25 protein-coding genes are annotated in these 26047 nt (G+C 39.8%); 6 read left to right on the top strand and 19 right to left on the bottom strand.

Annotated elements, in window-relative coordinates; translation table 11 throughout:
* The first annotated feature begins 5 nt into the window (after positions 1-5).
* The 3 genes from VOI17_RS02980 to VOI17_RS02970 are packed head-to-tail and all read left to right on the top strand — an operon-like array spanning position 6 to position 3804.
* Entirely contained in the window at positions 6-2669 is a 2664-nt protein-coding gene (locus VOI17_RS02980) for a BamA/OMP85 family outer membrane protein (RefSeq protein WP_323755744.1), read from the top strand.
* A 1-nt stretch (position 2670) separates the two neighbouring features.
* Positions 2671-3213 (top strand): OmpH family outer membrane protein, encoded by a 543-nt coding sequence (locus VOI17_RS02975; protein WP_323755743.1) that lies wholly within the window; start codon positions 2671-2673, stop codon positions 3211-3213.
* Between the two features lie 24 nt (positions 3214-3237).
* Entirely contained in the window at positions 3238-3804 is a 567-nt protein-coding gene (locus tag VOI17_RS02970) for an OmpH family outer membrane protein (RefSeq protein WP_323755742.1), read from the top strand.
* A gap of 74 nt (positions 3805-3878) precedes the next feature.
* Here VOI17_RS02970 and VOI17_RS02965 read toward each other — a convergent pair whose 3' ends face one another.
* The 5 genes from VOI17_RS02965 to VOI17_RS02945 form a co-directional block, all read right to left on the bottom strand.
* Positions 3879-4814, bottom strand: coding sequence for a tetratricopeptide repeat protein (locus tag VOI17_RS02965; RefSeq protein ID WP_323755741.1), 936 nt, complete (start codon positions 4812-4814; stop codon positions 3879-3881).
* A 4-nt stretch (positions 4815-4818) separates the two neighbouring features.
* Positions 4819-6405: an amidohydrolase family protein gene (locus tag VOI17_RS02960; RefSeq protein WP_323755740.1), complete on the bottom strand. Its 1587-nt coding sequence runs from the start codon at positions 6403-6405 to the stop codon at positions 4819-4821.
* Between the two features lie 150 nt (positions 6406-6555).
* Positions 6556-6915 carry a hypothetical protein gene (locus VOI17_RS02955; protein ID WP_323755739.1) on the bottom strand — a complete coding sequence of 120 codons (360 nt, stop codon included), beginning with the start codon at positions 6913-6915 and terminating at the stop codon, positions 6556-6558.
* A 104-nt stretch (positions 6916-7019) separates the two neighbouring features.
* A complete protein-coding gene (locus VOI17_RS02950) occupies positions 7020-9587 on the bottom strand; it encodes an ABC transporter permease (protein WP_323755738.1) in 2568 nt (855 codons plus the stop codon).
* Positions 9588-9596: 9 nt separating this feature from the next.
* Positions 9597-10298: an ABC transporter ATP-binding protein gene (locus VOI17_RS02945; RefSeq protein WP_323755737.1), complete on the bottom strand. Its 702-nt coding sequence runs from the start codon at positions 10296-10298 to the stop codon at positions 9597-9599.
* 79 nt (positions 10299-10377) lie between these two features.
* On the opposite strand from VOI17_RS02945, the gene VOI17_RS02940 reads away from it, so the two are divergent.
* On the top strand, positions 10378-11004 hold the full coding sequence (locus tag VOI17_RS02940) for an arylesterase (RefSeq protein ID WP_323755736.1): 627 nt from the start codon (positions 10378-10380) through the stop codon (positions 11002-11004).
* A 75-nt stretch (positions 11005-11079) separates the two neighbouring features.
* Here the strand turns inward: VOI17_RS02940 and VOI17_RS02935 are convergent, their stop codons facing one another.
* The 4 genes from VOI17_RS02935 to VOI17_RS02920 form a co-directional block, all read right to left on the bottom strand.
* Positions 11080-11481, bottom strand: coding sequence for a GxxExxY protein (locus tag VOI17_RS02935; protein ID WP_323755735.1), 402 nt, complete (start codon positions 11479-11481; stop codon positions 11080-11082).
* A gap of 120 nt (positions 11482-11601) precedes the next feature.
* Positions 11602-12354, bottom strand: a complete 753-nt coding sequence (locus tag VOI17_RS02930) for a carboxypeptidase-like regulatory domain-containing protein (RefSeq protein WP_323755734.1) — start codon at positions 12352-12354, stop codon at positions 11602-11604.
* A 50-nt stretch (positions 12355-12404) separates the two neighbouring features.
* Positions 12405-12794, bottom strand: coding sequence for a hypothetical protein (locus VOI17_RS02925; protein ID WP_323755733.1), 390 nt, complete (start codon positions 12792-12794; stop codon positions 12405-12407).
* Positions 12791-13381: an RNA polymerase sigma factor gene (locus tag VOI17_RS02920; protein WP_323755732.1), complete on the bottom strand. Its 591-nt coding sequence runs from the start codon at positions 13379-13381 to the stop codon at positions 12791-12793. The genes VOI17_RS02925 and VOI17_RS02920 overlap by 4 nt, the downstream gene beginning before the upstream one ends.
* Positions 13382-13539: 158 nt before the next feature.
* Between VOI17_RS02920 and VOI17_RS02915 the strand changes: the two genes are divergently transcribed.
* Positions 13540-13932, top strand: a complete 393-nt coding sequence (locus tag VOI17_RS02915) for a DUF6249 domain-containing protein (protein ID WP_323755731.1) — start codon at positions 13540-13542, stop codon at positions 13930-13932.
* A 73-nt stretch (positions 13933-14005) separates the two neighbouring features.
* On the opposite strand, the gene VOI17_RS02910 is transcribed toward VOI17_RS02915, so the two are convergent.
* Both VOI17_RS02910 and VOI17_RS02905 read right to left on the bottom strand, forming a co-directional pair.
* A complete protein-coding gene (locus VOI17_RS02910; protein ID WP_323755730.1) occupies positions 14006-15634 on the bottom strand; it encodes a S8 family peptidase in 1629 nt (542 codons plus the stop codon).
* Between the two features lie 30 nt (positions 15635-15664).
* The gene (locus tag VOI17_RS02905) at positions 15665-16153 is read right to left on the bottom strand and encodes an asparaginase domain-containing protein (RefSeq protein ID WP_323755729.1); all 489 of its coding nucleotides are present in this window, start codon (positions 16151-16153) and stop codon (positions 15665-15667) included.
* A 157-nt stretch (positions 16154-16310) separates the two neighbouring features.
* Between VOI17_RS02905 and VOI17_RS02900 the strand changes: the two genes are divergently transcribed.
* Entirely contained in the window at positions 16311-17120 is an 810-nt protein-coding gene (locus VOI17_RS02900) for an amidohydrolase family protein (protein ID WP_323755728.1), read from the top strand.
* A gap of 33 nt (positions 17121-17153) precedes the next feature.
* Here VOI17_RS02900 and rodA read toward each other — a convergent pair whose 3' ends face one another.
* The 8 genes from rodA to VOI17_RS02860 form a co-directional block, all read right to left on the bottom strand.
* Positions 17154-18425 (bottom strand): rod shape-determining protein RodA, encoded by a 1272-nt coding sequence (gene rodA / locus VOI17_RS02895; protein ID WP_323755727.1) that lies wholly within the window; start codon positions 18423-18425, stop codon positions 17154-17156.
* Positions 18422-20305, bottom strand: coding sequence for a penicillin-binding transpeptidase domain-containing protein (locus VOI17_RS02890; RefSeq protein WP_323755726.1), 1884 nt, complete (start codon positions 20303-20305; stop codon positions 18422-18424). Before VOI17_RS02890 ends, rodA begins: the two co-directional genes overlap by 4 nt.
* Positions 20305-20820, bottom strand: a complete 516-nt coding sequence (gene mreD, locus VOI17_RS02885) for a rod shape-determining protein MreD (RefSeq protein WP_323755725.1) — start codon at positions 20818-20820, stop codon at positions 20305-20307. Before mreD ends, VOI17_RS02890 begins: the two co-directional genes overlap by 1 nt.
* Positions 20813-21667, bottom strand: coding sequence for a rod shape-determining protein MreC (gene mreC, locus VOI17_RS02880; RefSeq protein ID WP_323755724.1), 855 nt, complete (start codon positions 21665-21667; stop codon positions 20813-20815). The genes mreD and mreC overlap by 8 nt, the downstream gene beginning before the upstream one ends.
* Positions 21668-21673: 6 nt before the next feature.
* Positions 21674-22702 (bottom strand): rod shape-determining protein, encoded by a 1029-nt coding sequence (locus VOI17_RS02875; protein WP_068411272.1) that lies wholly within the window; start codon positions 22700-22702, stop codon positions 21674-21676.
* 78 nt (positions 22703-22780) lie between these two features.
* Positions 22781-24310, bottom strand: coding sequence for a bifunctional phosphoribosylaminoimidazolecarboxamide formyltransferase/IMP cyclohydrolase (gene purH, locus VOI17_RS02870; RefSeq protein WP_323755723.1), 1530 nt, complete (start codon positions 24308-24310; stop codon positions 22781-22783).
* Positions 24311-24348: 38 nt separating this feature from the next.
* Positions 24349-24927, bottom strand: coding sequence for a phosphoribosylglycinamide formyltransferase (locus tag VOI17_RS02865; RefSeq protein WP_323755722.1), 579 nt, complete (start codon positions 24925-24927; stop codon positions 24349-24351).
* Positions 24924-25730: a geranylgeranylglycerol-phosphate geranylgeranyltransferase gene (locus tag VOI17_RS02860; RefSeq protein WP_323755721.1), complete on the bottom strand. Its 807-nt coding sequence runs from the start codon at positions 25728-25730 to the stop codon at positions 24924-24926. The genes VOI17_RS02865 and VOI17_RS02860 overlap by 4 nt, the downstream gene beginning before the upstream one ends.
* Positions 25731-26047 lie beyond the last annotated feature (317 nt).

The raw sequence follows: 26047 nt of genomic DNA, 5'->3' as shown, positions 1-26047 counted from the left end.
TGGGAATGAAGAAAATATTTTTACTTCTGGTCATTAGCATATGTGGTTTAACGCAAGTTAAAGGGCAGGTGAGATATGGTGTGAATACGGCAGAAGGTGTTCAAATTGACTATACAAACCCAAGGGTTTTTGAAATTGCAGAAGTGCTATATACTGGCCTAAGCTCCATAGAAGAACGGGCGCTAACCGGTTTAGTAGGCATTAAGGTCGGTGATAAAATCAGTATTCCAGGAAACGAAATTTCTGATGCCATTAAAAAACTATGGAAGCAAGGCATTATTGCTGATGTTCAAATATTGCTTACAAAAATTGAGGGTGATAGGGCCTTTTTAGAAATTAAAATTACTGAGCGACCAAGAATTACGAAATTTGAAATTGAGGGTGTTAACAGTTCGCAAAAATCAGACTTAAAAGAGCAGATTGGTGTAATTGGTAAAGTAGCAAGCGCTCCTCTTATCAAGAATAGTGAAACCCTGATTAAGAAGTATTATGTGGCTAAGGGCTACTTAAATGCAAACGTAAAAACACTTCAAGAAACAGACTCTGTAGGTAATAAGGGAGCTCAGTTGACCTTTGTTGTGGACAAAATGGCGAAGGTAAGAATCAATAAAATTGAGTTCGAAGGCAACGATTCTTTTTCAGATCAACGACTAAAGAAACCCTTAAAGAAAACCAATGAAAAGCCGCGTTTCTGGCTTGTAGCAAGACTTTTCGACCAAGTTTTTAAGACTACTCCAAAGTCAGTTTCAAATTATGTAGACTCAAGCTATACAGTGAGTGAATCCAGGTTCAAGACATTTATTAATGATAACGTCAAACTCAACTTTCTTCAAAGTTCAAAATTTATTGAAGCTGAGTTTGATGCTGATAAAGATGGATTAATTGCTTTCTACAACACAAAAGGTTACAGAGATGCTGCCATTGTGAGTAGTTCCGTAACAAAACTAGATGAAGATTATATCAACCTTAATATTAAAGTAGACGAAGGAAGTAAATACTATATCAGAGATATTGACTGGACAGGGAATTACAAATACACTTCTTCACAGCTTTCAGGTCTCTTAGGAATTAAAAAAGGTGATGTTTACAACAGAGAACGAATAGAATCAAGAACCTCATTTGATGGACAAAGTGGAGATGATATCAACTCACTCTACATGGATGATGGTTACCTATTCTTCAGGCTAGAAGTAGTTGAAGTAAGGGCAGATAACGACTCAATAGATCTTGAAATGCGAATGTATGAAGGAGAGCAGGCTACTATAAAAAGAATTATTCTTAAGGGAAATGACAGGACTAGTGATCATGTGGTTCTAAGAGAAATCAGAACACTACCTGGACAAAAATTCAGTAGAAGAGACTTAATTAGAACGACAAGGGAGTTGGCTCAGCTTGGCTATTTTGACCCAGAGCAAATCAATCCAAAGCCTATTCCAAACAATGGAGACGGCACGGTAGACATTGAGTTTAGCCTTGTTGAAAAATCATCCGATCAGATCCAGCTTTCTGGAGGCTTCGGTGGGCCATTCGGTTTTGTGGGTACAGTTGGGCTTCAACTGAACAACTTCTCAATCAAAAATATTAGAGATTGGAGTAAATGGAGACCTTACCCATCTGGTGATGGACAAAGGCTATCTATACAGATCCAATCAAATGGTAGACGTTTCCAAAACTACAATATGACTTTTTCCGAGCCATGGCTTGGAGGTAAAAAACCAAACAGCTTTAGCGTAAGCTTTAACAGAACTGTGAACAGAACTTTTACAGATTTCTATAATCCTTCTGACGTAAATGGTTTCTTGAAAGCCTCTGGTTTTACGATTGGGCTAGGTAGAAAATTGCGTTGGCCAGATGATTACTTTGGTATATCAAACAGCATATCATATCAATTTTATGATGTATTTAACTTTGGAAATACACTTGGCTTCTCTACTGGTCAAGCAAACAGCATTACCTTCAACACTGCTATTTCTCGAAGCAATATTGATAGCCCTCAGTTCCCTACACATGGGTCTCAGTTCAACTTAAATATAAACTTAACGCCTCCATATTCATTATTCATGGATAGATTCAATGATGGTGGAAGCTCAGACCTTACAACCAGAGAGCGCTATCAGTTCATTGAATACAACAAAACATTAATGGATGCATCGTACTTTATTCCATTTACTAAAAAGTTTGTGTTGAATGCCAGAGCACACCTTGGGTTCATTGGTTCTTATGGAAACAAGACAGATACAGGGCCATTCGAAAGGTTCTTCTTAGGAGGTAACGGCTTAAATGGTGCGAACAACTTTATAATTGGACAAGACATTATTGCGTTAAGAGGTTATGAGGATAACAGTATTGTCCCTGTAGACCCCGAAACTGGCTTTAGAGGAGGGCTTATCTTTAACAAGTTTGTTGCTGAATTGAGGTATGCAGTATCATTAGCCCCTACATCAACCATTTACGTTTTGGCCTTTGGCGAAGCAGGTAATGCGTGGAACAATTACTCGGAGTATTCTCCAAGGAATTTATTTAGGTCTGCGGGAGTAGGTGCAAGGGTATTTCTTCCTGCATTTGGTTTGCTAGGTCTAGACTGGGCATATGGTTTTGATTCTGATAGAGAATTGGGAATTGATGGAGGTTCTCAGATTCACTTCACTATTGGTCAACAAATAAGATAACATGCACAAATTTTCGCCCCCCATAGTATTATTCTTTGTAATTTCTAACTTTGCGCTGGCTCAAAACGAGGCTTATGCCCAAAAGTTTGGCCACATAGATTCAGGTTATATTTTATCCAAAATGCCTGAATACGATGAGAAAAAGAAGGAGATAGAAGATCTTCACAAGGAGTATGATAAAGTGGTACGGAGTTTGCAAAACGAAGCAGAGAAGATGAGGGCAGAGCTTAGGGCCAAAGAAATTTTGTTCACTCCTGAAATGATAAAGGAAAAGCAAAAAGAAATTGACCTGAAAGAGCAAGAAGCTCTTGAGAAATCGACAGAGCTTTTTGGTTATGATGGACTCATCTATAAAAAGCAAAACGAATTATTAAGACCTCTTTTGCAAAAAATGTCTGAGGCTACAGAGATAGTTTCTAGAAAGCATAACCTAGATTATATGCTTGATAAAGCTGCCGATGTTAGCATTATTTACTCTAACCCTGAGCACGATTACACAGAGTTTGTGCTAGAAGAATTAGAGTTACTAAAAAAGAAGAACTAAAACATTAATTTGAATCTTAAAGTCATGAATCGTAAACTATTACTCGCTACATCATTGTTTTTAATGGCAATGACAGCCTGGAGCCAGGAATTTAAAGTTGGTTATACAAGCATAGATGCTATTGTATTTAGTATGCCTGAAATTCCTCAAATCAATGCCGACCTACAAGTCTATCAGAAACAATTAGCTAGTCAGGTAGAAAGCAAACAAAAAACAATCGATGCTAAAATTGCAGAATATCAGCAATTGGCACAGCAGCCAACGGTATCACCAACAGTGATGCAAGAAAAAGAAACTGAAATCAGAAAGCTACAAGCCGATTTTCAGAATTTTTCTCAAAAAGCAGATGAATCACTAAGCACTAAATCGAACAACTCGTTCAACCCAATTTATGCAAAGGTTCAAAACGCTATAGAGGAAGTAAGAAAAGAAAAAGGCTACGGCATGATTATCAATGCAGGTACCGAAACAGGTGGAATAGTATTGGCAGCTAGAGAAGAAGACAACATTACTAAAGCCGTATTCGAAAAACTAGGTGTTCCAATGCCAGCTGCTCCAGAAGAAGGTGCAGCAGCAAAAGGAGGTAACTAAGAATAGAATATTCATAAAAGAAAGGCCATCACAATTGAATTGGGATGGCCTTTTTAGTTTTCTGAGTTTTAGAATTAATCCTTCAATTTATTCAGATCAACCTCAGTGGCTACATAGCCAAAAGCTGACCAATTACCCGTATCAATTACCTTTTGGAAGATCTCCTTCGCTTTTGCAGTATCTCCATTGTATAAGTACCAATTGCCCATTCCGTAACCCTGAGTAGCTAAACTCAGCGCTACATCCATTTGATCAGTTCTTAAAAGCTCCTCTTTCGCCAGCTCACCCTTGTACATCATAATTCGTTTATAATAACTATCGTTTTCGATAATCGTCATTTCTGAATGAATTGGCTCAAGAACGTTCAAGGCCTCTTCGGCTTTCCCTTCTCGCATAAGGCTCATGTAAAGCCAATCTGTAGTGGCCACTAGTAAATCATCGTTTACACTATACTTTAGGCATTCCTTATATATAGCAGTCGCTTCTTGAAACTTGCCTTGCAGATAAAGCGCGAGCCCATAGTGATAAAGAATATTAAACTGAGTATTGGAAAGTGGAATGTTCATGCTGTTGGGGGCACCATCAGGTTCCACTTCAGCCTTCCCCGTATCCATCATTTCAAAAGCTTTTTTGTAATCCGATTCTGCCTTTGAAAACTGGCGGGTACTGATATACCTATGTCCTCTGTGTCTGTAAAGCTTGTAAGAATTAGGGAATTTATTGATGCCTTCAGTAAATACCTCTATGGCTTTATTGTAGTTGGCCAAATAAGCCCAACGCCTTCCTAACCAAATGGTGTTCATTTCGCTAGGGTCCTCATCAAATCTCTTTTGGGCTTCTTCCAAATTAGAAGTCAAAGCTGAAGTGACGTCTTCACTTCTATCAGGAATATACAGTGGAGTGCCATCAACAGCATAAGCTTGAGCTTCTTCCTTTTCTTCAGCTTTATCAGCAGAACAAGCGAAGACAATCGCAGAGCAACAAAGCAAAATCAACAAGCGGACTTTCATATATTTAGTATTTATCGGTCATTTTGAAAGTCATTCCATTTTTCTTTTCATCCACCATTTTCTTCACGTCTTCTAGAAGTTTTTTGGAGTCATATACTATTCCATCCTTCACTGTATACCGAACTCCTCCCACACGAACAAGTTCATTGTCATCATTTAGTTTCAGCGCACCTGTGCCGTAAAGCACTTTCAAATTCTGTAATGGGTTCTCTTCTACAATTACAAAATCTGCAAACTTGCCTACTTCAACTGTTCCAATTTTATCGGCCATACCCAAGGCTTCTGCCCCATTCAATGTAGCCGACATAATGACCTCAAGCGGATGAAACCCTGCTTCGCGAAGCAATTCTAACTCACGGATATAAGCGAAACCATACAATTGGAAGATAAATCCAGAATCAGAACCTGCAGTAACGCGCCCTCCACGGTTTTTATATTCGTTTACAAAGGTCATCCAAAGATTATAGTTTTCTTTCCAAGCCACTTCTTCTTCAGTTCCCCAATAGAACCAATAAGAACCATGTGATCTTTTGCTTGGGCGATAGAATTCCCAAAGCGAAGGCAAAGTATACTCTTGGTGCCATTCCGCAGAATACGCACGCATTAAATCGCGGCTGGCTTCATAAATGTTGAATGTTGGATCCAAAGTGAAATCCAGATCTATCAACTCATTCATCACGTTGTTCCAGTGGTCTGAAAAAGGAGGTGCCGCCTGTGCCCAAAGCCTACCTGCTTCACCAAAACGGTCTTGCTCATTTCTGTAATTATAGTCTAAGCTATAGTTCTGAACCCTTCTGTCTGTGAACAGTGCTTCAGGCAATCCATACCAGTGCTCCATTGAAGTCAATCCAGCTCGGGCAGAGTTGAGTACATTCCAACGTACTACGTCCATCTGCGCATGATGCATGGCCGATTTCAATCCCAATTTTTTGTTTTCTTCCAAAGCAGCCTGCATAATTTCTGGGGCAGCTCCAAAAAACTTGATCCCATCAGCTCCTTTGGCTTTGTTTTGTCTTACCCATTCTCTAGCCATTTCTGGCGTTGAAATGGGCTCCTTAGACCCCTGGCCAAAACCTGTGTAGGCCAAAATTCTAGGTGCTGTAATGGTGTTCTGATTACTCTTTTCCTTTTGATCCAATACCCATTGAAGGCCATTACCTGTAGAAGGATCACGAATGGTGGTGATACCATGCGCCAACCATAATTTAAACACATATTCTGCTGGAGTACCTTGTGCAGATCCTCCAATATGGCCGTGCATATCCACAAAGCCAGGCATTAGGTACATGCCCTCCAAATCCATTACTTGATCTTTTGGCCCTACTTTCGGACGATCTTGTTCACGGATTTCTAAGCCTGGGTAACCTACATTGTAAATGCCTTTGATAATGTTCTTTTCCACTACAATATCCACAGGGCCTGTGGGTGGCGCTCCATTGCCATTGATCAATGTAACTCCTCTAATGATAAGCCTTTCGAAAGGCCCTTCTCCTTCGCTGCGGTTGGGTGCTTTTTCTACTTGAGCCTGTAGGTGAACGACTAGGGTGAATAAGAAAAGGGACGCAATTGCCCTTAAGAAATGTTTTTTCATAGTGATTAAGGTTGAATTAGTGCAGAAGATAATTATTTCCTCAGCAGTACACAACGCGGCTTATTCTGACGGGGCAAAATGAAAGACTAATAAAAACAGAAAGCCTCTCAGTAAAAACTGAGAGGCTTTCGTATTAGCTGATTACTAAAACTATTTTTTTTCCTTCTTTTCAAGGTTCATGTCGAAAGTCTGACCAGACTGTTTCCATTTACCTGCAAACTTACCCTCTTTTAGAGTGCCTTCATAAGTTCCACCAATCGCTTCCATTTTCAATTTTAAGACACCTTCCTTAAAGCTGACTTCATCGAAAGCTAAGCCATAAGCATTTTGCATTGGGCTGTCCATGGTGGCTTTGAGCGCCTTCTCCTTTTCAGTAAGATGGATTACAATTTCAAGGTCGCCATTTGGGGTTACAATTTTCCCGTTCCAATCACCAAGCGCTTTGGAATTGTCTTGAAGAGAAAAACTGAGACTAGTGAGTACGAGTAATACTGTGGTTATAAATTTCATGATTTGAGTTTTTGATTACGTCAAATGTATACGAAAACACTCCTTCTGAGAACAGAAAAAAGCACGAAAGGGATATACAATGGTTAAATGAAATATTAAACCGATCATTGAATTTCACTCCTAAGCACTTCCAGTGGAGATTTGCTCAAAATACCTCGGCTGTTCAGCAATCCAATCAAAACTGTCAACGAAGTAATGGAAAAATACACCAATAGTACTGGAAGCACATTTGGTACGAAAGAAGTTTCGAAAGTAAAGTAAGCCAAGGCCCAACTACCCAAAAGGGCTAGGGCAATCCCTGAAAGTGAGGCCAAACTACCCAGTACAAAATATTCAAGACTATTGATAGTCAAGATTTGGCGTTTACTTCCGCCTAAGGTTCTTAACAAAATACTCTCTCTGATACGTTGAAACTTGCTCAGAATTACTGAACCAATTAAAACCAGCAGACCCGTAACAATACTGAACAAGGCCATAAATCGGATGACAAATGAGATTTTACCCAAGATTTCATCTACCGTAGTGAGAATCAAACCAATATCGATTACCGAAACGTTCGGGTATTTCTTGACAATATCGCGTTGATAGAGCGCTCCCTCTTCAGTGGATTTGACCCTTGTGATCAACACATGAAACTGAGGAGCCTTTTCTAAAACGCCTTCTGGGAAAAGCACCAAGAAATTCGTTTGTACCCTTTCCCAATCAATTTCTCTAAAACCACCCACATAGCTAGTAACCGGAACACCTTGCACATTCCATATGAGTTCATCCCCCAGTTTGATTCTATTACTTTGTGCATAACCCTTTTCTATGGTTACAAAAACCGAGTCGGTATTTGCCTCCCTAATTCTGAACTCACCTTCTACCAATACTTCCGATTCAATGAGGCTATCTCGATACGTAATTCGCCATTCACGATTGAAAGCGCCCGACCTATAATTGAGCGTAGAATCGGCCATCACATCAGCCAAACTGTTGCCATTAATCTTGGAGAGTCGCATGGTAACTACAGGCACTTGCTGTAATACTGGCAAACCTTGCTCTTTGGTAAATGCTGCAATTTCATCTTTCTGATAGGATTGAATATCGAACAGCATCATGTTCGGACGACCTGCATCAGTAGTAATTTCTACCTGACTGATCAATAAGCCCTGAATAAAGTAGAGCGTTGTGATGAGGGCTGTGCCTAAACCAATGGAGGCAATCAGAATCGTAGTTTGATTATTTGGTCTATACAAATTGGCCAAGCTTTGGCGCCAAAGGTAACTCCAACCCGTTGGGAAGAATTTCTTCACTGCCCACATGGCCAAACGGGCGATGAGCACCAAAAGGCCAAAGGCCATTAATACAGAAAAAGTAAATACAAAACTGTTCGAAAGGTCTCTGATTTGAAGGTAGGCAAATCCGAAAATGAAAATGAAGATGCCCGCAAACACCAACCACCTGAGCGGGTCTCTAGCGCTGTTTTCTCCGTCAGATGTATTCCTTAAAGTAAGTAGTGGCGAGGCTTTTCTGATCGCTAAAAGCGGTGTAAGCGCAAAAAGGATGGACACCACAAGCCCAGTTGCAATTCCTCCTAAAATAGAAGTCCAAGAAATACTGAAATTGACTTCTACTGGAAGAAAATCAGCGAATACTTTGGGTAAAATGGTTTGTAAAAGTGTTCCTGAAAAAGCGCCTATGGTAGCTCCAATCAAGCCAATAATTCCAATTTGAATAAGGTAGATTAAAAAGGTGTCTCGTCCTTTAGCCCCAAGACAGCGCAGAATTGCCACCGTTCTAATTTTCTCTTTAATATAAATATGTACCGCGCTGGCTACACCCACACAACCCAAAAGCAAAGCCACAAAAGCCACCAAGTTTAAGAAGCTACTCAAGTCTTCGAAAGTACGACCTGTGTCTCGCTTTCTTTCCTCCACAGTATCTCCACGAATGCCTTCGGTGCGCAAATATTCTCGATCCTCTCTTAGCTGTGCGTCCAAGTCAAACTCAGAATCGAGGTCATTAAGCTTATAAAACTTTCTGTATTGAACACGGCTTCCCTTCTGTATCAGACCCGTGGCCTCGACATATTTCATAGGAATGTACACTGCAGGGGCTACCAAAGTAGCGGCCATTGACTGTGATGGGGAGCTGATCAAAGCACCTTCGATCAAAAAGGTGACCTTACCAATTCGGACAGAATCCCCAACTTGAATATCATATTGAACCAAAACACTTTGGTCTACCAAAGCTTTGGCTTGCCCATCTCTAAAGGATTGCGCTGCTGATGCAGGATTAGATTCGATAACTCCGTAAAAAGGAAAAGCTCCTTCTAAAGCCCGAACATCTACCAATCGACTTCCCTGGTTTTTTGGGAAGTAAACCATTGAAGCAAAGCTATTTTCGGAAGACAGCTCATAATCCAGCGTATCTAAAAACGGATAACTGAAATCATCTTTGTTGGCGCTTAATTCTAGGTCCGCTCCAAGTAATTCCTTTGCTTGGCCATTAATATCGTCTTTCAGATTTTCACTGAAGGAGTTAATCGCCACTAAAGCAGCAATGCCTAAAATGATGGACGAAACGAAAAGAAAAAGCCTTGATTTACTTTTTCGCGCATCGCGCCAAGCCATTAAAAACAACCACTTGGCAGAAGAATTCGACTGAAAATTATTTGGGTCAATGCTCATCTAAAACAATCAAATTGAGGTTTCTGCATTGGCCAATTCCGAATCGTAAATGACCTGACCGCCTTTAATTCTTATAATTCGATTGGTTTTATTGGCCAGCTCCAAATCATGTGTCACCAGAATTAAGGTAGTACCCGCTTCCTTATTTAAACTGAAAAGCAATTCCTCCACTTTTTCAGAAGTCTCTTCATCTAAATTACCGGTAGGCTCATCGGCAAAAAGAATTTCAGGTTGGTTTGAAAAAGCCCTAGCGATTGAAATTCGCTGTTGCTCACCACCCGAAAGTTGTGTTGGATAATGATCATGCCTGTCGGCCAAACCTACACGGTCGAGCAGTTCCAAAGAACGCGCTCTTATATTTTTTTCTTTTCTCAATTCCATCGGCACCATCACATTCTCCAAGGCGGTAAGTGTGGGTAGCAATTGAAAATTTTGAAATACAAAACCCACATATTGATTACGTACTGCTGCTCTTTGGTCTTCGTTGAGTGTTTCCAAGGCATGACCATTCAGCACCACAGTACCCGATGAGGCCCTATCGAGACCTGCACAAAGCCCAAGCAAAGTGGTTTTTCCACTGCCCGAAGGACCAACTATGGAGAAACTTGTGCCTTTTTCAATTTCAAAATTTACATTTTTGAGCACGGTTAAATTTTTGGAACCGCTTTTGTAAGTTTTCGTTAGGTCTTGAACCTTAAGTATACTTGCCATGTAGTAATAGAGATGTAGACAAACAAGACGAAATTATCGCCTGAATGTTTAATGATCCTTCAATTAAGTGTAGAAACATATGATTTCAAAACTTCCTATCCTCAGTATTTTAACTTTTGTTGTTGCGTTTTGGCTTAGCCCGAACGATCAAGAGAAGAAAAAAATCATCTTTTTTGGTGACAGTATTACGGCTGGTTACGGTATCAGCCTAGAGGAAGCCTTCCCCAATCTTATTCAGAAAAGAATAGATTCTTTGGGGTTGAATTATGAGGTAATCAATGCTGGTTTAAGTGGAGAAGCTTCAGCTGGTGGTTTAGATAGAATTGACTGGATACTTCAAGGGAAGCCCGATATTTTTATTTTGGAACTGGGTGGAAACGATGGTTTACGCGGCTTGAGCATTCAAGAAACTGAAGCCAACCTAAAAGCCATGATTGACAAAGTGCGTCAAGCCCAACCGAGCACTAAAATTCTTTTGGCGGGCATGCAAATTCCACCCAATCTTGGGCAAGAATATACCGAGTCATTCCGTAAGGTTTTTGCCAAAGTAGCGAAAGACAAAAAAGTAGATTTAATTCCCTTTCTGCTCGAAAACGTTGGTGGGGAAGAAGATTTAAATCAATCTGACGGGATTCACCCCAACCGTGCTGGGCATAAAATTGTAGCCGAAACTGTTTGGATGTATTTGGAGAAGTATGTGAAATGAAGTTTTAGTCTAATCTAAGTCAGTGATTGTATCTTTTATAACCACAAAGGGCACCAAGTTTTTTCACAAAGTTCACTAAGGCTTTTGCGCTATCAAACTTCCGTTTATCACTCTTCTAATTCCATGTTTTAGTAATGCCACATTAAAATTGATAAGCAAGCCGAGTTTATAATCACCAAGTTTCATATAGGTCAAGGTCTGCGCCAAATGAACATCAGTCAAACTTTCCACACTTTTTAACTCAATAACTACCTTTTTATCTACCAGTAAATCAATACGATACCCGCATTCTAACTTGACTTCTTCAAACACGAGTGGCATAGGTTTTTCCTTCTCAACCAATAATCCCACTTGTTGAAGTTTGTAGAACAAGCATTCTTTATAAGCACTCTCCAGCAAACCAGGGCCTAAAGCTTTGTGTACTTCTATGGCACATCCAATAATTCGATTTGCTATTTCATTCTCCGATTTATCCACCCTTAGTGCTCTTTGTGAATTCTCCGTGTCCTTTGTGGTTAAAACTTAACAAGCCCTAAGCATTTTTAAATTACACACACATAAGTTATCGATAATTCTTTTTTAAAAAAAAATAGTGGTCTACCGTTTCAAAAAAGCATCGTACCTGTTCAGTACTTTTTGTGCCAGTTGGTATTCTGAGGCACGAAGGACTTCAATATCGTAAAAATTGCAGAATTCCATAAACTCATCAATCACGCGGTCATCTATACGCGTAACGAATTTCACAAATTCCTTATTGAATTTAGCCTCAACGGCTTCTTTCTGTGTTTTTTCCTTTTCCTGAGCGGCTAAAAGCACATTCAATTTCCTCTTCTCCATAAATTTTCGATCTAAGAAATTGAGTAAACCTGAAACACCAACACCACCTTGTTCCAAGGTCTCCAGCTGTGGTTTCGACCAATCAGTTTTGGGTGCATTGGGGTCTACAAAGCCTAGATCCATGGGTACACGTTCGGGACGATTGAGGTAAAAATCTTTAGCGAAAGCGGTTACCACTACCGAATCGAGCAGATAGGTTCCTTCTTCAAGCTGAATAAATAATCCATCAGGATGAGTATCCATTAAATAAGCTGTGATGGTAAAGGTTACAGGCTCGTAACCAATTGAGGTAATCTTTATGCTATCGTTGAGCTGAACAGGAAATTCAAACCTCCCCTCATTATCAGTCGCTACACCTTGTTTTCTATTCACCACTAAAACCGTTGCAAATTGCACTGGCATCAGCGTAGTTTTTTCAACCAATTGCCCCTTCAATACATAGTTTTCTTGCTGCTGTGCGCTAAGGCAAAAGCATAAGAAAAGCATACATACGATGGTGATGGTTTTGAACACGTTACAAAGTAACGTTTGATTGGTAGATAACCCTACGCTAAAATCGGTATTTAACCTTTTTTAACCGCCCTTTCCAGTTCTTGGTGTTTAAAATATCGGTTCAAGAGAAAAGCCATCCAAACTACAATCACGCTCAGTAATCCGAGCAAAAGCAAAGACAGGTCGATATTAAAAGTAAAGAGCTCCGTGACTTTCGATAAACCAAGCCCCTCTAAATCAAGGTTCTTTTTGGTGAGTAAAAGAAAGCCTATTGCTACAATAATGACAGAGAAGTAGGTTACCTTGAGCCATTTTGGAATGTAAACAGGTCGGATTTTCGTTTTTTCGTACCGCTCTACTTTTTCAAGCAAGGCACGGTTAAATCCCATAGAAGGTTCTTCCAAACCCTCCATTTGTAGTAATTCTTTTAACTCCTTATCTGATAGATCGAACTCTTTCATAATAATTCTCTCACCTCATTGTCCAACAAATGCTCTAAAGCAATAAGTAATCTTTTTCTGGCCCTGTGCAATCTAACTTTAACATTTGAAAGCTCCCAGTTCGTAATCTCACAAATTTCCTGAAGCGAATTTTCATTGAGATAAAACAAAGTAATCGCCACTTGGTCATCATTTGAAAGCTGTGTCAAAGCCAATTGAATATAGCCTGATCGCTCTTCCTTTTGAAGTCTTCTCCATTCTGCATCTGGCTCACTCAGCTGAAGCAAGTTTTCGGAAGATAGGTCTTCAATTTCTGTAGTCTTTAGTTTTTTCTTCCGCAAAGATGTTAAAGCGGTATTGTACACAATGGTATACAGCCAAGTGGAAAATTTAGCTTCCTCCTTAAACTGACCAATATTTTTATAGGCTTTTAGAAATGAATCTTGCGTTACCTCCTCCGCATCTTCCCTCGACTTTAACAAACGCAAAGCCAGCGTAAAAGCCATGGCCTTGTGTTCATCAACCAACACATTGAAAGCCGCAACATCACCATTTTTTACTTTAGCGATGATCAGCTCCATTGCATATCGTTCATTATGAGGTTTCATTTTTTATGTTTGACTACAAGGTGGAGTTTTAGGTTACATCAAGATTGAGTGATTCAGTTTCATACCAAGTTAAAAATTAAACTTTGTAACAGGGTGTAACCTAAATTTCAGAAAGCGCATCTATAAGAGCAAGTATTGAAAATTTAAACACAGAAATCATGAATGAAATAGTTGGAATATTTTTTATCATAGCCATCCTTAGCATAGCCGGTTTGATATTTTTCCATTTACTCACACGACATAGAGAACGTGGAATGTTAATAGAAAAAGGAGCAGATGCGAGCCTTTTTCAAACAGAGCCGAAAAAGAGAAATTTGTTCTTCACAATCATTCTTGGTTCGTTGCTTATCTGCTTATCACTAGGAATTGGTTTGGGTTACTTACTAGAGAACCTTCTGATCAGTATGATTGATCCAGACCCTAATTTCAACGGCTATCGATCAAATAACCAACCAGGAGCATACTTTTTCACAATCTTCTTAATGCTAGGTGTTGGTTTCATAACCTCGTTCTTTCTGCATAGAAAATTGGTTCTTGAGAAAAAAAACTAAAACAGAGGATAACACAAAAGACCTCTTGAATTAATTTCAAGAGGCCTTTTGTGTTTAGGGCGAGACAGTAATATTATCTCTTCTTACCTAAAGTCATAGACTCAGCCATTTTTACCGCCTCATAAGCATTAATGATCCCTCCTGATTTTGACAGCTTTGAGAAGTTTACTTCTTGATCGAATGTTCCGGGTTTGGTTACTTTAATGCCATCTAGCTTACGAACAGACTTCATCAGAATATCTTTAAGCTGTTCAGCGTTCAAATCTGGAAAATAAGACAGTAACATTGCAGCTACTCCAGCCGTAACAGGCGATGCCATACTCGTGCCTTGTGCATCCTGATAAGAATTTCCTGGAGCGGTTGAATAAATGGCCACACCTGGGGCAAATAAATCAACGGTTTTATCTCCATAATTACTGAAATCGCCTACATACTGATCTTCAGCTCCCCAAGAGGAAGCTCCTACTTCAATCCAGTTGGCCCAATCGCCATTCTTGCCAAATTTATCATTTGGGTAATTGTTGGCCTCGTCAATGTCTTCGCCACTATTTCCTGCTGCATGTATCAACAAAACACCTTTTGAATTGGCGTACTCAATGGCATCATATACATACTGAAGGTTGGGAGAATAAGCCTTTCCAAAGCTCATATTAATGATTTTTGCACCATTATCCACCGCATAGCGAATGCCATTGGCTACATCTTTATCACGCTCATCACCATCAGGAACAACCCTCACCGCCATAATGCTGACATTGTTGGCCACACCATCTGTTCCAATGCCGTTTCCTCGGGAAGCAGCAATAATTCCTGCCACGTGAGTTCCATGAAAGTTATCCGTTCCTTTGCCAATCACATCGTTGTTTCCATAGCCTTTTTCAGCAAGGTTATTCGGGTCATCGCCCACAATTTCCCTTGCATCATATTCTAAACTATAAGAGTACTTAGCATTGGCCTCCAATTCAGCCAAATCCATATTGATCAATACCAATACGCTATCCAGAGATACTTCTTCACCAACGGATTGTAAGATCTGAGTCATGTAGTTTTTGCCTAGATCGATTACTGCATCAGGCGAATCTATTTCGGATAATGTTGCAACCGTCACTTCTTCCACATCCATATAAGCTTCAAACAGTTTATTGAAGCGCTCAATCTGGCGCGCCAAACTTCCGTATTGCTCAAATTCCATTTGTGCTTTTCCGTAGGCTTCTTCGAATTGGCCTTTTACCTTTTGCCAAGTAATAAACTCTTCCTTGTCCTTTTTATCAATGTCTTTGAGCTCTTTGCCTTCGTACTTTTTGCTTAGAATTTTATAGTACCTGGTCACTTCATAACTGTCCTTTCCAACATTTCTGCCGTCTTTTCCGCCAATGAAATTCCAGCCATGTACATCGTCTATATAGCCATTGTTGTCATCATCAATACCGTTATTTGGAATTTCTCCCGGGTTGGTCCAAATCACATCTTTAAGGTCTTCGTGCTCGATATCAATTCCTGAGTCGATTACCGCAACGATTACTTTTTGAGAAGTTTTTCCTTTTAATAACTCATAGGCCTTTTCGGCACTTACCCCATTCACTTTGTTTTCAACTGGGTCTAGGTTGAACCAATTTTTTGGAGGTGATTGTAAAAGCCCTTGTTGGGCAAAGCCTTGAAGCGATGCGAACAAGAGTATCGCCCATATGGTATATTTTTTCATCTGTATAAATTCTAGGTTTTAAATATAGTACTAGACCTGTTCAAACCTTCCCGTTTTTTCGTTTTTATAACATTGGTCAGGGTGAATCTGCAGCCCATTCATGGCAATAAACGTGCCCTCTAATATATTATTGAGAGCGCCTACCGCCACGCCAACATTAAAATCTGCATCGGAGTTCGAAAATCTTTCAGGCCTATACGCTGCGGTGAGTACAATGGTTTTTCCTTTAATCTGACCTATGACTTTGGCGGTTTCTACCAGCGTATCCGACCCGTGTGTGATGACAATTTTTGAGCAGTCTGACTTTAGACAATAGTCCCGAATTTCGCTTCTGTCTTGGTCCGTCATATCAAGGCTGTCCTTTTTCATCAGGCTTACAATTTCATATTCGAAACCGAGAAGATTCCGCTCTAGGATTCGCGAAATGGCAGGTTCGCCAATCTCGAAGGCATAGCCCTTATTCAGCTTTGGATAGTCCTTATCAATGGTTCCTCCCACTTGGATAAACAGTACTTTCATAAAAGAAAGCTAAGGGATTTTTAAATGCTTTGCTAACGAAAGACTATTAGACAATTGAGTTCTTGATCGGTAGTTTCTTTTTAAATCAATGTGCGGTTTCTGTTATATCATCCAAGAGTTCTTATATTAGAAAACAACCCTCTTATTCAAAAATAACATGATCATAGACGTCCACACCCACCTTAATAATTACCATGAAGAGCGAGTAGTGTCGCTTGAAGACTGTCTCGACAAGCTTTCTGACACCATGGATGAAAACAAGGTGGATTATTCGCTTGTCCTTACTTCTTATTTAGTGAATGAACATCGCCCTGGTATTAAAAAGGTAGTAGAGGCTATTGAAGGTCGGAAAAATCTTGGTGTGGTTGCAGGAGTAAGCTTTCTTAATTACAAGGAAAGAGATTTGAGAGAAATCAGTGATTATATCAATGCCGGACTGATCAAGGGACTAAAGTTTTACCCGGGGTATGAGCCGTTTTATCCTTATGATAATCGACTTCAAGTTTTTTACGATTTGGCAACTGAATACAATATTCCAGTCATGTTTCATTCGGGTGATACCTATTCTCCCAAAGGAAGAATTCGTTATTCGCACCCCATTCATATTGATGAAGTGGCCGTGGACAATCCAGAAATGAAGATCGTAATCTGCCATGTAGGTAATCCCTGGATTAAGGACTGCATGGAAGTAGTTTATAAGAACAAGAATGTACATGCGGATATTTCTGGCCTAGTTTTGGGTGATTTCTCAGAGAAGTTCGAGAAATACATGAAAGCTCAAATCGAAGAAATGATCCTCTATGCTGGTGATCCTCAGTACTTACTTTATGGCACCGATTGGCCCATTTGCAATATGAAATCCTACCTAAAGTTTATGGATCAATTGGATTTGCCTCAAGAAAAGAAGGAACTTATTCTCTGGAAAAATGCTGCCAAGCTATTTAATATTGATGTGAGTAAGTTTTAAGGCGATCTGCAAACCCTGATAACAGTATACGAATCACCTCGAAAGCACCTGAGTTCTGTGCATATCCATTTTTAGGAGCACAAAGAGCATAATGGTGAATGACCAAAGGGATGAGCCCCCGTAGCTAAAGAAAGGCAGCGGAATGCCTACCACAGGAAATAAGCCAATGGTCATGGCGATATTAATGGTAAAGTGAAAGAAGATAATTGCCGCAACGGCATAACCATAGAAGCGTGCAAACTTAAACTTCTGCCTTTCGGCAATTACTGTGATTCTAATCATCAGAAAAACGAACAAAGCAATCACCACGAAGCTTCCTAGCCAACCGTGCTCTTCGGCCAAGGTGCTAAAAATAAAGTCGGTACTTTGTTCTGGTACATAGCCGTATTTAGTTTGTGTTCCCTCTAAAAACCCTTTGCCAGAGAAGCCGCCAGAGCCAATCGCAATTTTGGATTGGTTTAAGTTATACCCCGCCCCTAATGGGTCTACTGAATTGGAATCGAAGATGACAAGGATTCTATCCTTTTGGTATTTCGGCACCAAGTTTTCAAAAGCATAACCGAAGCCATATGAAAAACCAACACTCAGAAGAATCAACAGCGAGGTAATCACAATATTGGAAACGGACCGAGATGTAACCACCACCCAAATGATACCCACAATGAGTGCAATGATTATGATAATCTTAAGGGGAAGTAAGAGCGTAAGCACACCAACTATTGCAAAAGCTCCTGCCACAATCAAGTAAATGGCTGGCAAGCCTTCCCTAAAAAGGGGAAGAACAAAAGCAAAGAAGATCAAGGAAGAACCCAAATCTGGTTGGAGCATAATGAATCCGACCGGCAAGAAAATGATAAACAGTGCTATCAGCTGATGCTTGAATTCTGTGAGCTTAACATTATTATTAGAAACATACCTGGCTAGCAAAAGGCCCGTGGCCAATTTGGTGAACTCTGAAGGCTGTAAGCGAAAAATCCCCAAGTCGAACCAAGCCCTTGCTCCGTTAATTTTAGCCCCAAAGACTAAAACCCCCATCAGCAAGAGTATAAATAGTAAATAGAGATAAGGTGCAAAAGATTCGTAAATACGAAAATCCAGCAAGAGGATAACAACAATGAGTATTACCGAACCACCAATGAATAAAAGTTGTCGGCCAGAATTTAGACTTATATCGAAAATATTAAAGGCAGTTTCGGGATCGTAAACTGATGCGAAAATATTGAACCAGCCCATCACCACAAGAATGATGTATAGGAAAACGATGGGCCAATCCAGGTTTTTTAATATGGAGTCTCTTCTTCTCAATTCTGCAATAAGGCATTTTTTCTAGCCCTTTCGAGTTTCTTTCTCTCAATTTCCTTCTTCTGTTCCTCGTCTAAGAAGTCGCCTTTGAGTACATACTCTTCTCTATTTCTCCAATCCTTTTCAATATACCCTTTAAGATACATTTCCATGATTAAACTGGCCGTAGTAGCGGCAGCTCTTCCACCCCAACCTGCATTTTCTATATAAACCGAAATGGCAATTTTTGGATTCTCCACTGGGGCAAAAGCCATAAATACGGAGTGGTCTAAGGTCTCATCCTTAGCACCATTTTCAGCTGTTCCTGTTTTACTGGCAATCGTAATATCTTTAATTGGCGCCCGAAAAGTGCCTTGAGCAGAACGCTTCATGCCTTCAATAATGGCAGGGTAGTAATCGGTGCCCTTTCCTGTGTAGTTCTTCTCAAATTCCTTTAAAGTTACAGTGCCGTCCTTCTCAAAGCCTTTTACCAAATGTGGCTGAATGTAATAGCCCCTGTTGGCAATAATAGCGGCCAGGTTCGCTACTTGCAGAGGTGTTACTAATATTTCTCCTTGGCCAATAGATATGGATTGAATGGTGCTATAAGCCCATCGGTTCTGACCGTAAAGTCTATCGTAATAAGCTACTCCAGGTACCAAGCCAGAAGATTCACCCGGAATATCAATTCCAAGAGGCGCACCAAAACCAAATTTCTTTACGGCTTCTTCCCATTTGGCCATACCTATGCTCGTATCTATAAATGTATTGGTAGGGTTTACTCTCTGATTTACAATCCTCCGCATTACTTCAAGAAAGTAGTTATTCGAAGACTTTTCAATTCCTTTGGCTACATCATAGTAGCCTGCTGGCGCATGATCTCCAATTCCATTTAAATTGACGAAAATCTGTTCATCGGCCTTAATTACACCCTCATCTAAAGCGATTAGTGCTTGTACCGTTTTAAACACAGATCCCGCAGGATAAGTGGCCATATGCGCCCTGTTGAATAAAAGCTTTGAGCTGTCTAAAGCAATTTTTCCATAGTTCTTCCCAAACTCCCTACCCGATAACATCTTTGGCTCATAAGTAGGGGCGGTAGCCATTACCAATATTTCACCCGTAGATGGGTCAATAGCAACAATACTTCCTGTTTTGCCCGCCAGTAACTTCTCTGCGTAAGTCTGTAATTCTAGATCGAAAGTGGAAATCAAGTTGGTTCCTGGTACAGAAACGGTATCAAGTGCGCCATCTTTAAAAGAGCCCTTCTCAATTCCTCTTACGTTCACTTGTTTATAGCTTACTCCTCTTTTGCCACTTAGCAATCTTTCGTATTGTTCTTCTAGGCCTGTAATACCAATGTTATCGCCTGATCTATAATATCCAGAGGTGTCTCTGTCCAATTGGCGTCTGCTAATTTCACCCGTATAGCCAAGTTCGTTGGCCAAAATTGGACTGGTATAGCCCCTTACTGTTCTTGGGTTTACAAAAAATCCGCTAAATTTATACAGCAAATCTTGAATCTGGCCGTATTCCTCATGTGATATTTTCTTGAGAAACACTGAAGGCTTTACCCTTGAGTAAGCCTTAGCGGTTTTCATGTTCTCTAGAAAAACCTCTTTTTCAATTCCCAATAACTCGCAAAATTCGGTGGTATCAGCAATAGTAACATCTTTTGGAACGACCATTAGGTCATACACTGGTTCGTTATAAACAATTAGCTCATTGTTTCTATCGTAAATGAGGCCGCGGAAAGGATATTGGACAATAGGCTGAATGATGTTTCGCTCTGCCTTGGTTCTATAATCTTTATCTAATACTTGAATGGCAAACAGCTTGATCAGAAACACTAATCCGATCAAAATAAAAGAGCCCTGTATTATATACTTTCTGTTGTCCCACATTACCGCTTCGCCTTAGAGTAAAAAAGATACTGAATAGCGATCATAAAAACCAGTGAAATGAGGGTTGTAACAACAGACTTAAGAACTGATAAGCCCATTAACTGATTTCCTCCTGATTCAATTAAGAATACGGTGAGGCTGTGAATAAAAATGAGCGGTAGCGCATAGATTACGAACCAGCTAAGCCCATAATTGGTAATCATGGGTAAGTCATTGATTTCGTAACCACTTCGTGGTTTGCTCCATTTCATCCAATAAGGACGAAGGAACATGATGAGAACGCATGCAAAGGCATGGATGCCGAGTGTGTTGTAAAATAAATCTACTATTAGGCCAGCGATTAAGCCAATGACCATGGCCGAAGCAAAACCTATTTCTAAAGGTAGAAAAAGCAAAAACATGAGGTAAAGAAAACAAAAACCAATACCAAAAAGCACAAAGTATTTTAGGATCAGCACTTGAAAGAGCATCAACACTATTGCTGTAAAAGTCAATATGATCAGGTTTCTACTCATTAAAATCGATAGGGTTGTTGAGAGAAATTGAATCTTCCTCCTCCTTATATATATTCTCAATAACATATACATAAGCCAAGGTTCCAAAGTCAACACTTAAGGCTACTTCAATTTCCAAGTCACGCTGATTTTGGTCCGGTTTAACACTGGCCACCGTTCCAATCATGATGTCTTTAGGGTAAACTGCATTAAAGCTAGAAGTCACAACGGTGTCTCCAACATTGACATCATCTTCTCTAGTAATGTAAAGGAGTTTTGCTATCCTAGGGTTACGGCCATCACCATCCCACTGGATAGTAGCCGTTCTGTTGGAGTTTTTAAGTTTAGCCGAAACTTGATTTCTGGAGTTGAGTAGCGAAATACCGCTAGAATAGTTTTCGGAAACTGTTCTAATTTTACCAACCACACCTTTCTGGCTAATCACACCCATACCAGTCTTTATTCCATCTTTGCTTCCTTTGTTTATCTTAAAGAAGTTATGGCTTAGACGTATAGAATTATCTACTATTTCGGCTGCAATTAACCTATACTGAACAGCGTCAGTAGTATCGGTGTCAATATTAAAAGCTTTAAGAGAGTCTATCGGAGTTCCCGTAGTTCTTAGAAGCAGTGTCCTCAACATAGCGTTTTCCTCGGCTAAGTCGCTGTTCACTTTTTTCAGGCTGAAATAGTCGCTGATATTATTCGTCCTTTCATTGATGTTTCCAACAAAACCAGAAGCCGCACTGAAGTATACCACCCTTTGGTAATTGTTGTTTCGAACAATCATCCAAATGCACAGCAGTTCCAGAGTCAGAAATGTAAAAAAGGCTCGGTACTTATAAAGAAAAGAGAATAACTGCCCCATTCATTATCAAGTCATTAACACCGCTCTATATCGATCAATGTTTTTCAAGGCTTCACCTGTTCCACGCACTACCGCCCTTAACGGATCATCTGCAATGTGGATTGGGAGTTTGGTTTTCAAAGCCAAACGTCTATCCAAACCTTTCAGCATTGCACCACCACCAGTAAGGTGAATTCCACGATCATAAATGTCGGCAGAAAGCTCTGGCGGTGAAATTTCAAGGGCTTTCAGCACAGCCTCTTCAATTTTAGAAACTGATTTATCTAATGCGAAAGCAATTTCAGAATATGAAATTTTAATCACCTTCGGAATACCCGTCATTAAATCACGGCCACGGATTTCGTAATCGTCTGGTGCATCGTCCAATTCTGTCAACGCTGATCCAATGGCAATTTTTACTTTTTCTGCAGATCGCTCTCCAATCAAAAGGTTGTGTTGTCTTCTCATGTAGTCCAGAATATCCTTGGTAAAGGTATCTCCAGCTACTCTAATAGATTGGTCGCAAACAATTCCAGATAGGGCGATTACTGCAATCTCTGTTGTACCACCCCCAATATCTACAATCATTGAGCCCATCGGCTCGTCAATCTTAATTCCTGTTCCAATAGCCGCAGCGATTGGTTCGTAAATCATGTACACCTCTTTGGCATTTGCATGTTCGGCCGAATCTCGAACCGCTCTTTTTTCTACTTCTGTAATTCCAGAAGGGATACAAATCACCATTCGGTGCGATGACGGCATAAAGCTTCTTCGCTTTAAGTCAATCATTTTGATCATCCCTTTGATCATCAACTCGGCTGCCTCGAAATCGGCAATTACACCGTCCTTCAAAGGGCGAATGGTTTTTATATTTTCATGCGTTTTTTCATGCATGTTCATTGCGTCTCTACCAATGGCCAACACCTTATTGGTGTTTCTATCAATAGCAATAATAGACGGTTCGTCTACAACGATTTTATCTTTATGTATGATCAGGGTATTTGCTGTACCCAAGTCAATTGCAATGTCACTTGTCAGAAAGTCGAAAAAGCCCATATCAAGTCTTGTCTCCTATATTTTATATCCTTGAAAGTTACGAATTACTCGCAATTATCTAGGGGTTGAAAAATTCTTTTAATGTTTAAAATGACGAGTGCCCGTAAACACCATCGCCATACTGTTATTGTCACAAAATTCAATTGAAAGGTCATCTTTAATTGAGCCTCCAGGTTGGATCACTGCAACAATTCCTTCACCCTTTGCGATTTCTACACAATCAGGGAAGGGGAAGAAAGCATCCGAAGCCATTACAGCCCCATTTAAATCGAAGCCAAAAGCTTTGGCTTTTTCAATGGCTTGCTTCAAAGCATCTACCCTTGAGGTTTGACCTACACCGCTAGAAAGCATTTGGCCTTCTTTGGCTAGAATAATTGTGTTCGATTTGGTGTGTTTACAAATTTTGCTCGCAAAAGCCAGCGCTAAATTATCAGCATCAGTCGTGGCTTTCTTTGTCACTTGCTTAAAGCCAGAAATTTGATCCGTTACCAAATCTCTATCCTGAACAATAACACCATTCAATAAACTTTTGAACTGCTTCTTAGTACTTAAAGCTTGTTTCTTCACCAACAAGATTCTGTTTTTCTTGCCTTTCAATAAGTTCAAAGCATCGGCATCGAAAGCTGGAGCAATCAACACTTCAAAGAAAAGCGAATTCAATTCTTCAGCTGTTGCTATGTCAATCGGCTGGTTACATACTAGTACACCGCCAAAAGCACTTACCGTGTCAGCTGCGAAAGCTTTTAAGTAAGCCTCTTTTACAGTATCGCCAATGGCAACGCCACAAGCGTTGGTATGTTTTAAAATAGCGAAAGCCTTTTCATCGTTCGAAAACTCTTCGATCAAACTTACGGCAGCATCCACGTCTACCAAGTTATTATAAGAAAGCTCTTTGCCATTCAGCTTCTCAAAAAGCTCATCAAGCGGGCCAAAGAACTGACCTTTTTGATGCGGATTTTCTCCGTAGCGTAACGTTTGACCTTCAGCTTGGCTCACTTTAAATCTTTCAAGCGTTTCGTCTTTATTGAAGTAATTGAAAATTGCTGAGTCATAATGAGACGACACATCAAAGGCTTGGGCAGCAAAGGCTTTTCTATCGGTTAGATCTGTGCTGCCATTTTTGTCTTCAAGTAGTTTTTCTAAAGTAGGGTATTGGTCTCTTGTAGAAACAATTACCACATCTTTGAAATTCTTAGCGGCCGCCCTAATCAATGAGATTCCACCAATATCGATCTTCTCAATAATGTCTTGCTCTGGCGCACCTGATGCCACGGTAGCTTCGAATGGATACAAATCCACGATCACCAAATCAATAGAAGGGATTTCAAATTCATTCGCTTGTTCTAAATCTCCGCTATTATCTCTCCTGTGCAAAATTCCACCAAATACCTTTGGGTGAAGGGTTTTTACTCGGCCACCAAAAATTGACGGGTAGCTAGTAAGGTCTTCAACAGCAGTTACTGGCACTCCCAGTTCTTCTATAAACGTTTGAGTACCCCCTGTTGAGTAAATTTGAACACCTAAAGCGCCTAATTTCTTTACGATTGGAGCTAAGTTGTCTTTATGAAAAACAGAAATTAATGCGGATTGGATCTTAACCTGCGACATCTAGGTTGGCTTTTAATTAAGTCGCAAAACTAGGCATTTTAGAACTTATTAAGAACTAGATTCTCAATCACTTTTGCATAATTTTCATGTTCCAGCACTTGAACCTTCCTAGCAATTTCCTCAGGAGAGTCATTTACTGAAAGATTACATGAAAATTGAGCTAGAATATCTCCCTCATCATAATGTTGATTCACCAAGTGAATGGTAATACCAGTCTCCATTTCTCCAGCTGCCTTTACCGCTTCATGCACATGCATACCATACATTCCCTTACCTCCAAATTTTGGCAACAAGGCCGGATGAATATTTACAATCTTATTTGGAAAAGCCTCGACCAAGTATTCGGGAACCAACCACATAAAACCTGCCAACACAAGTACATCAGCTTGATGCTCGCGTAGCGCATTTAATACCAATTGGGTTTCATAAAACTCATGTCGAGAAAAGGTAAAGGTGGGAATACTAAAGTTTCTAGCCCTCTCTAAAACTCCAGCGGTTTGTTTGTTGCATAAAAGCAACACAACTTCCACTTCTTGGTGCACCTTAAAGTATTCAAAAATCTTTTGGGCATTGGTCCCACTGCCAGAGGCAAAAACTGCTATCCGTTTTTTGTTCATATCCAAACCATACTGATCACGCCAATCAGCATAATAACTTTACAAAATGTGCTGAGTTTACCGTAGTCCTTGATCTTATCAGCCTTTAAGAGCTCAAAGATGAGGAAAATCATAACAACTGAAAGGGTGATAGGAAAAACAATGTTCACGGTACTCATCAATAAAAAAACCACTGCACAAAAGGCTAAAATGATTCCGTAAATGATCTTCTTCGTTTTGGCAATTCCAAAAACGATTGGGAGGGTTTTACAGCCAAACCTTTCATCGCCTTTGAGGTCTTCCATGTCTTTAATAATCTCTCTGATGAGCGTTATAAAACCCGCAAAGATCGCATAACATAAAATCAAATATTCTCGCTCTTGAAAATATTGCCCAACTAAAAACAAAGTGACTCCAGTGAGGATGGCAATTGTAAAATTCCCTATGAAGGGGAGCCTCTTTAATTGATTGGAATAAAGCCAAAGCAGAAAAGCTGCTACAAAATTAATGATACCAATAATTGGAGATATATAGAACCCAATACCTATGCCCGTAAAGTTCAAAACAGTGTGGGCAATAATAATCCGTCTTCTTTTTAAGGTTTTACCTACAATAACACGGTCGGGTCTGTTCACATAATCTATTTTAACATCGTAATAATCATTAATGAGATAGCCCGCACTGGTAATAATAACTGTGGATAGCACGAGTAAAAAGAATTTTTCATCATTTAACAGCTCCCAAGCAAGCCCTTCTCTAAGCAAAAAAATAGCTGTAAAGTATTGCGTTAACGCTACTATCACGAGGTTTAGACCCCTTATCATTTTTAGGTATTTGAAAACAGAAAAGCGGCTTGCTATTGTAGAAATCGACATTAATCCTTAATACGATATAAAGGTACACTAGTTCATCAACCTAAAAAAAATGAATTCGTCTGAAATGTTTAAAGACGGCCACAACACCTAATATCCCAACTTGGGAATCCCGTTTCAAAAAAAAACAACCTGCTCAAAAAAATTACTGTTTTATAATAAAAAAAACCTCATTTTTGCAACGTAAGCAAGAAATAAATTCTTGGCATCGTTTTTCCTACATTAATTGAATGACTAGGGGCTCAGCCTAATAGATTTAATAGGGATAG

It is taken from the genome of Roseivirga sp. (assembly GCF_034669765.1).
In the GTDB taxonomy this organism is placed as follows: domain Bacteria; phylum Bacteroidota; class Bacteroidia; order Cytophagales; family Cyclobacteriaceae; genus Roseivirga.
The sequence above is the reverse complement of the archived record's forward strand: the minus strand, read 5'-3'. Positions and strand labels throughout refer to the sequence as shown.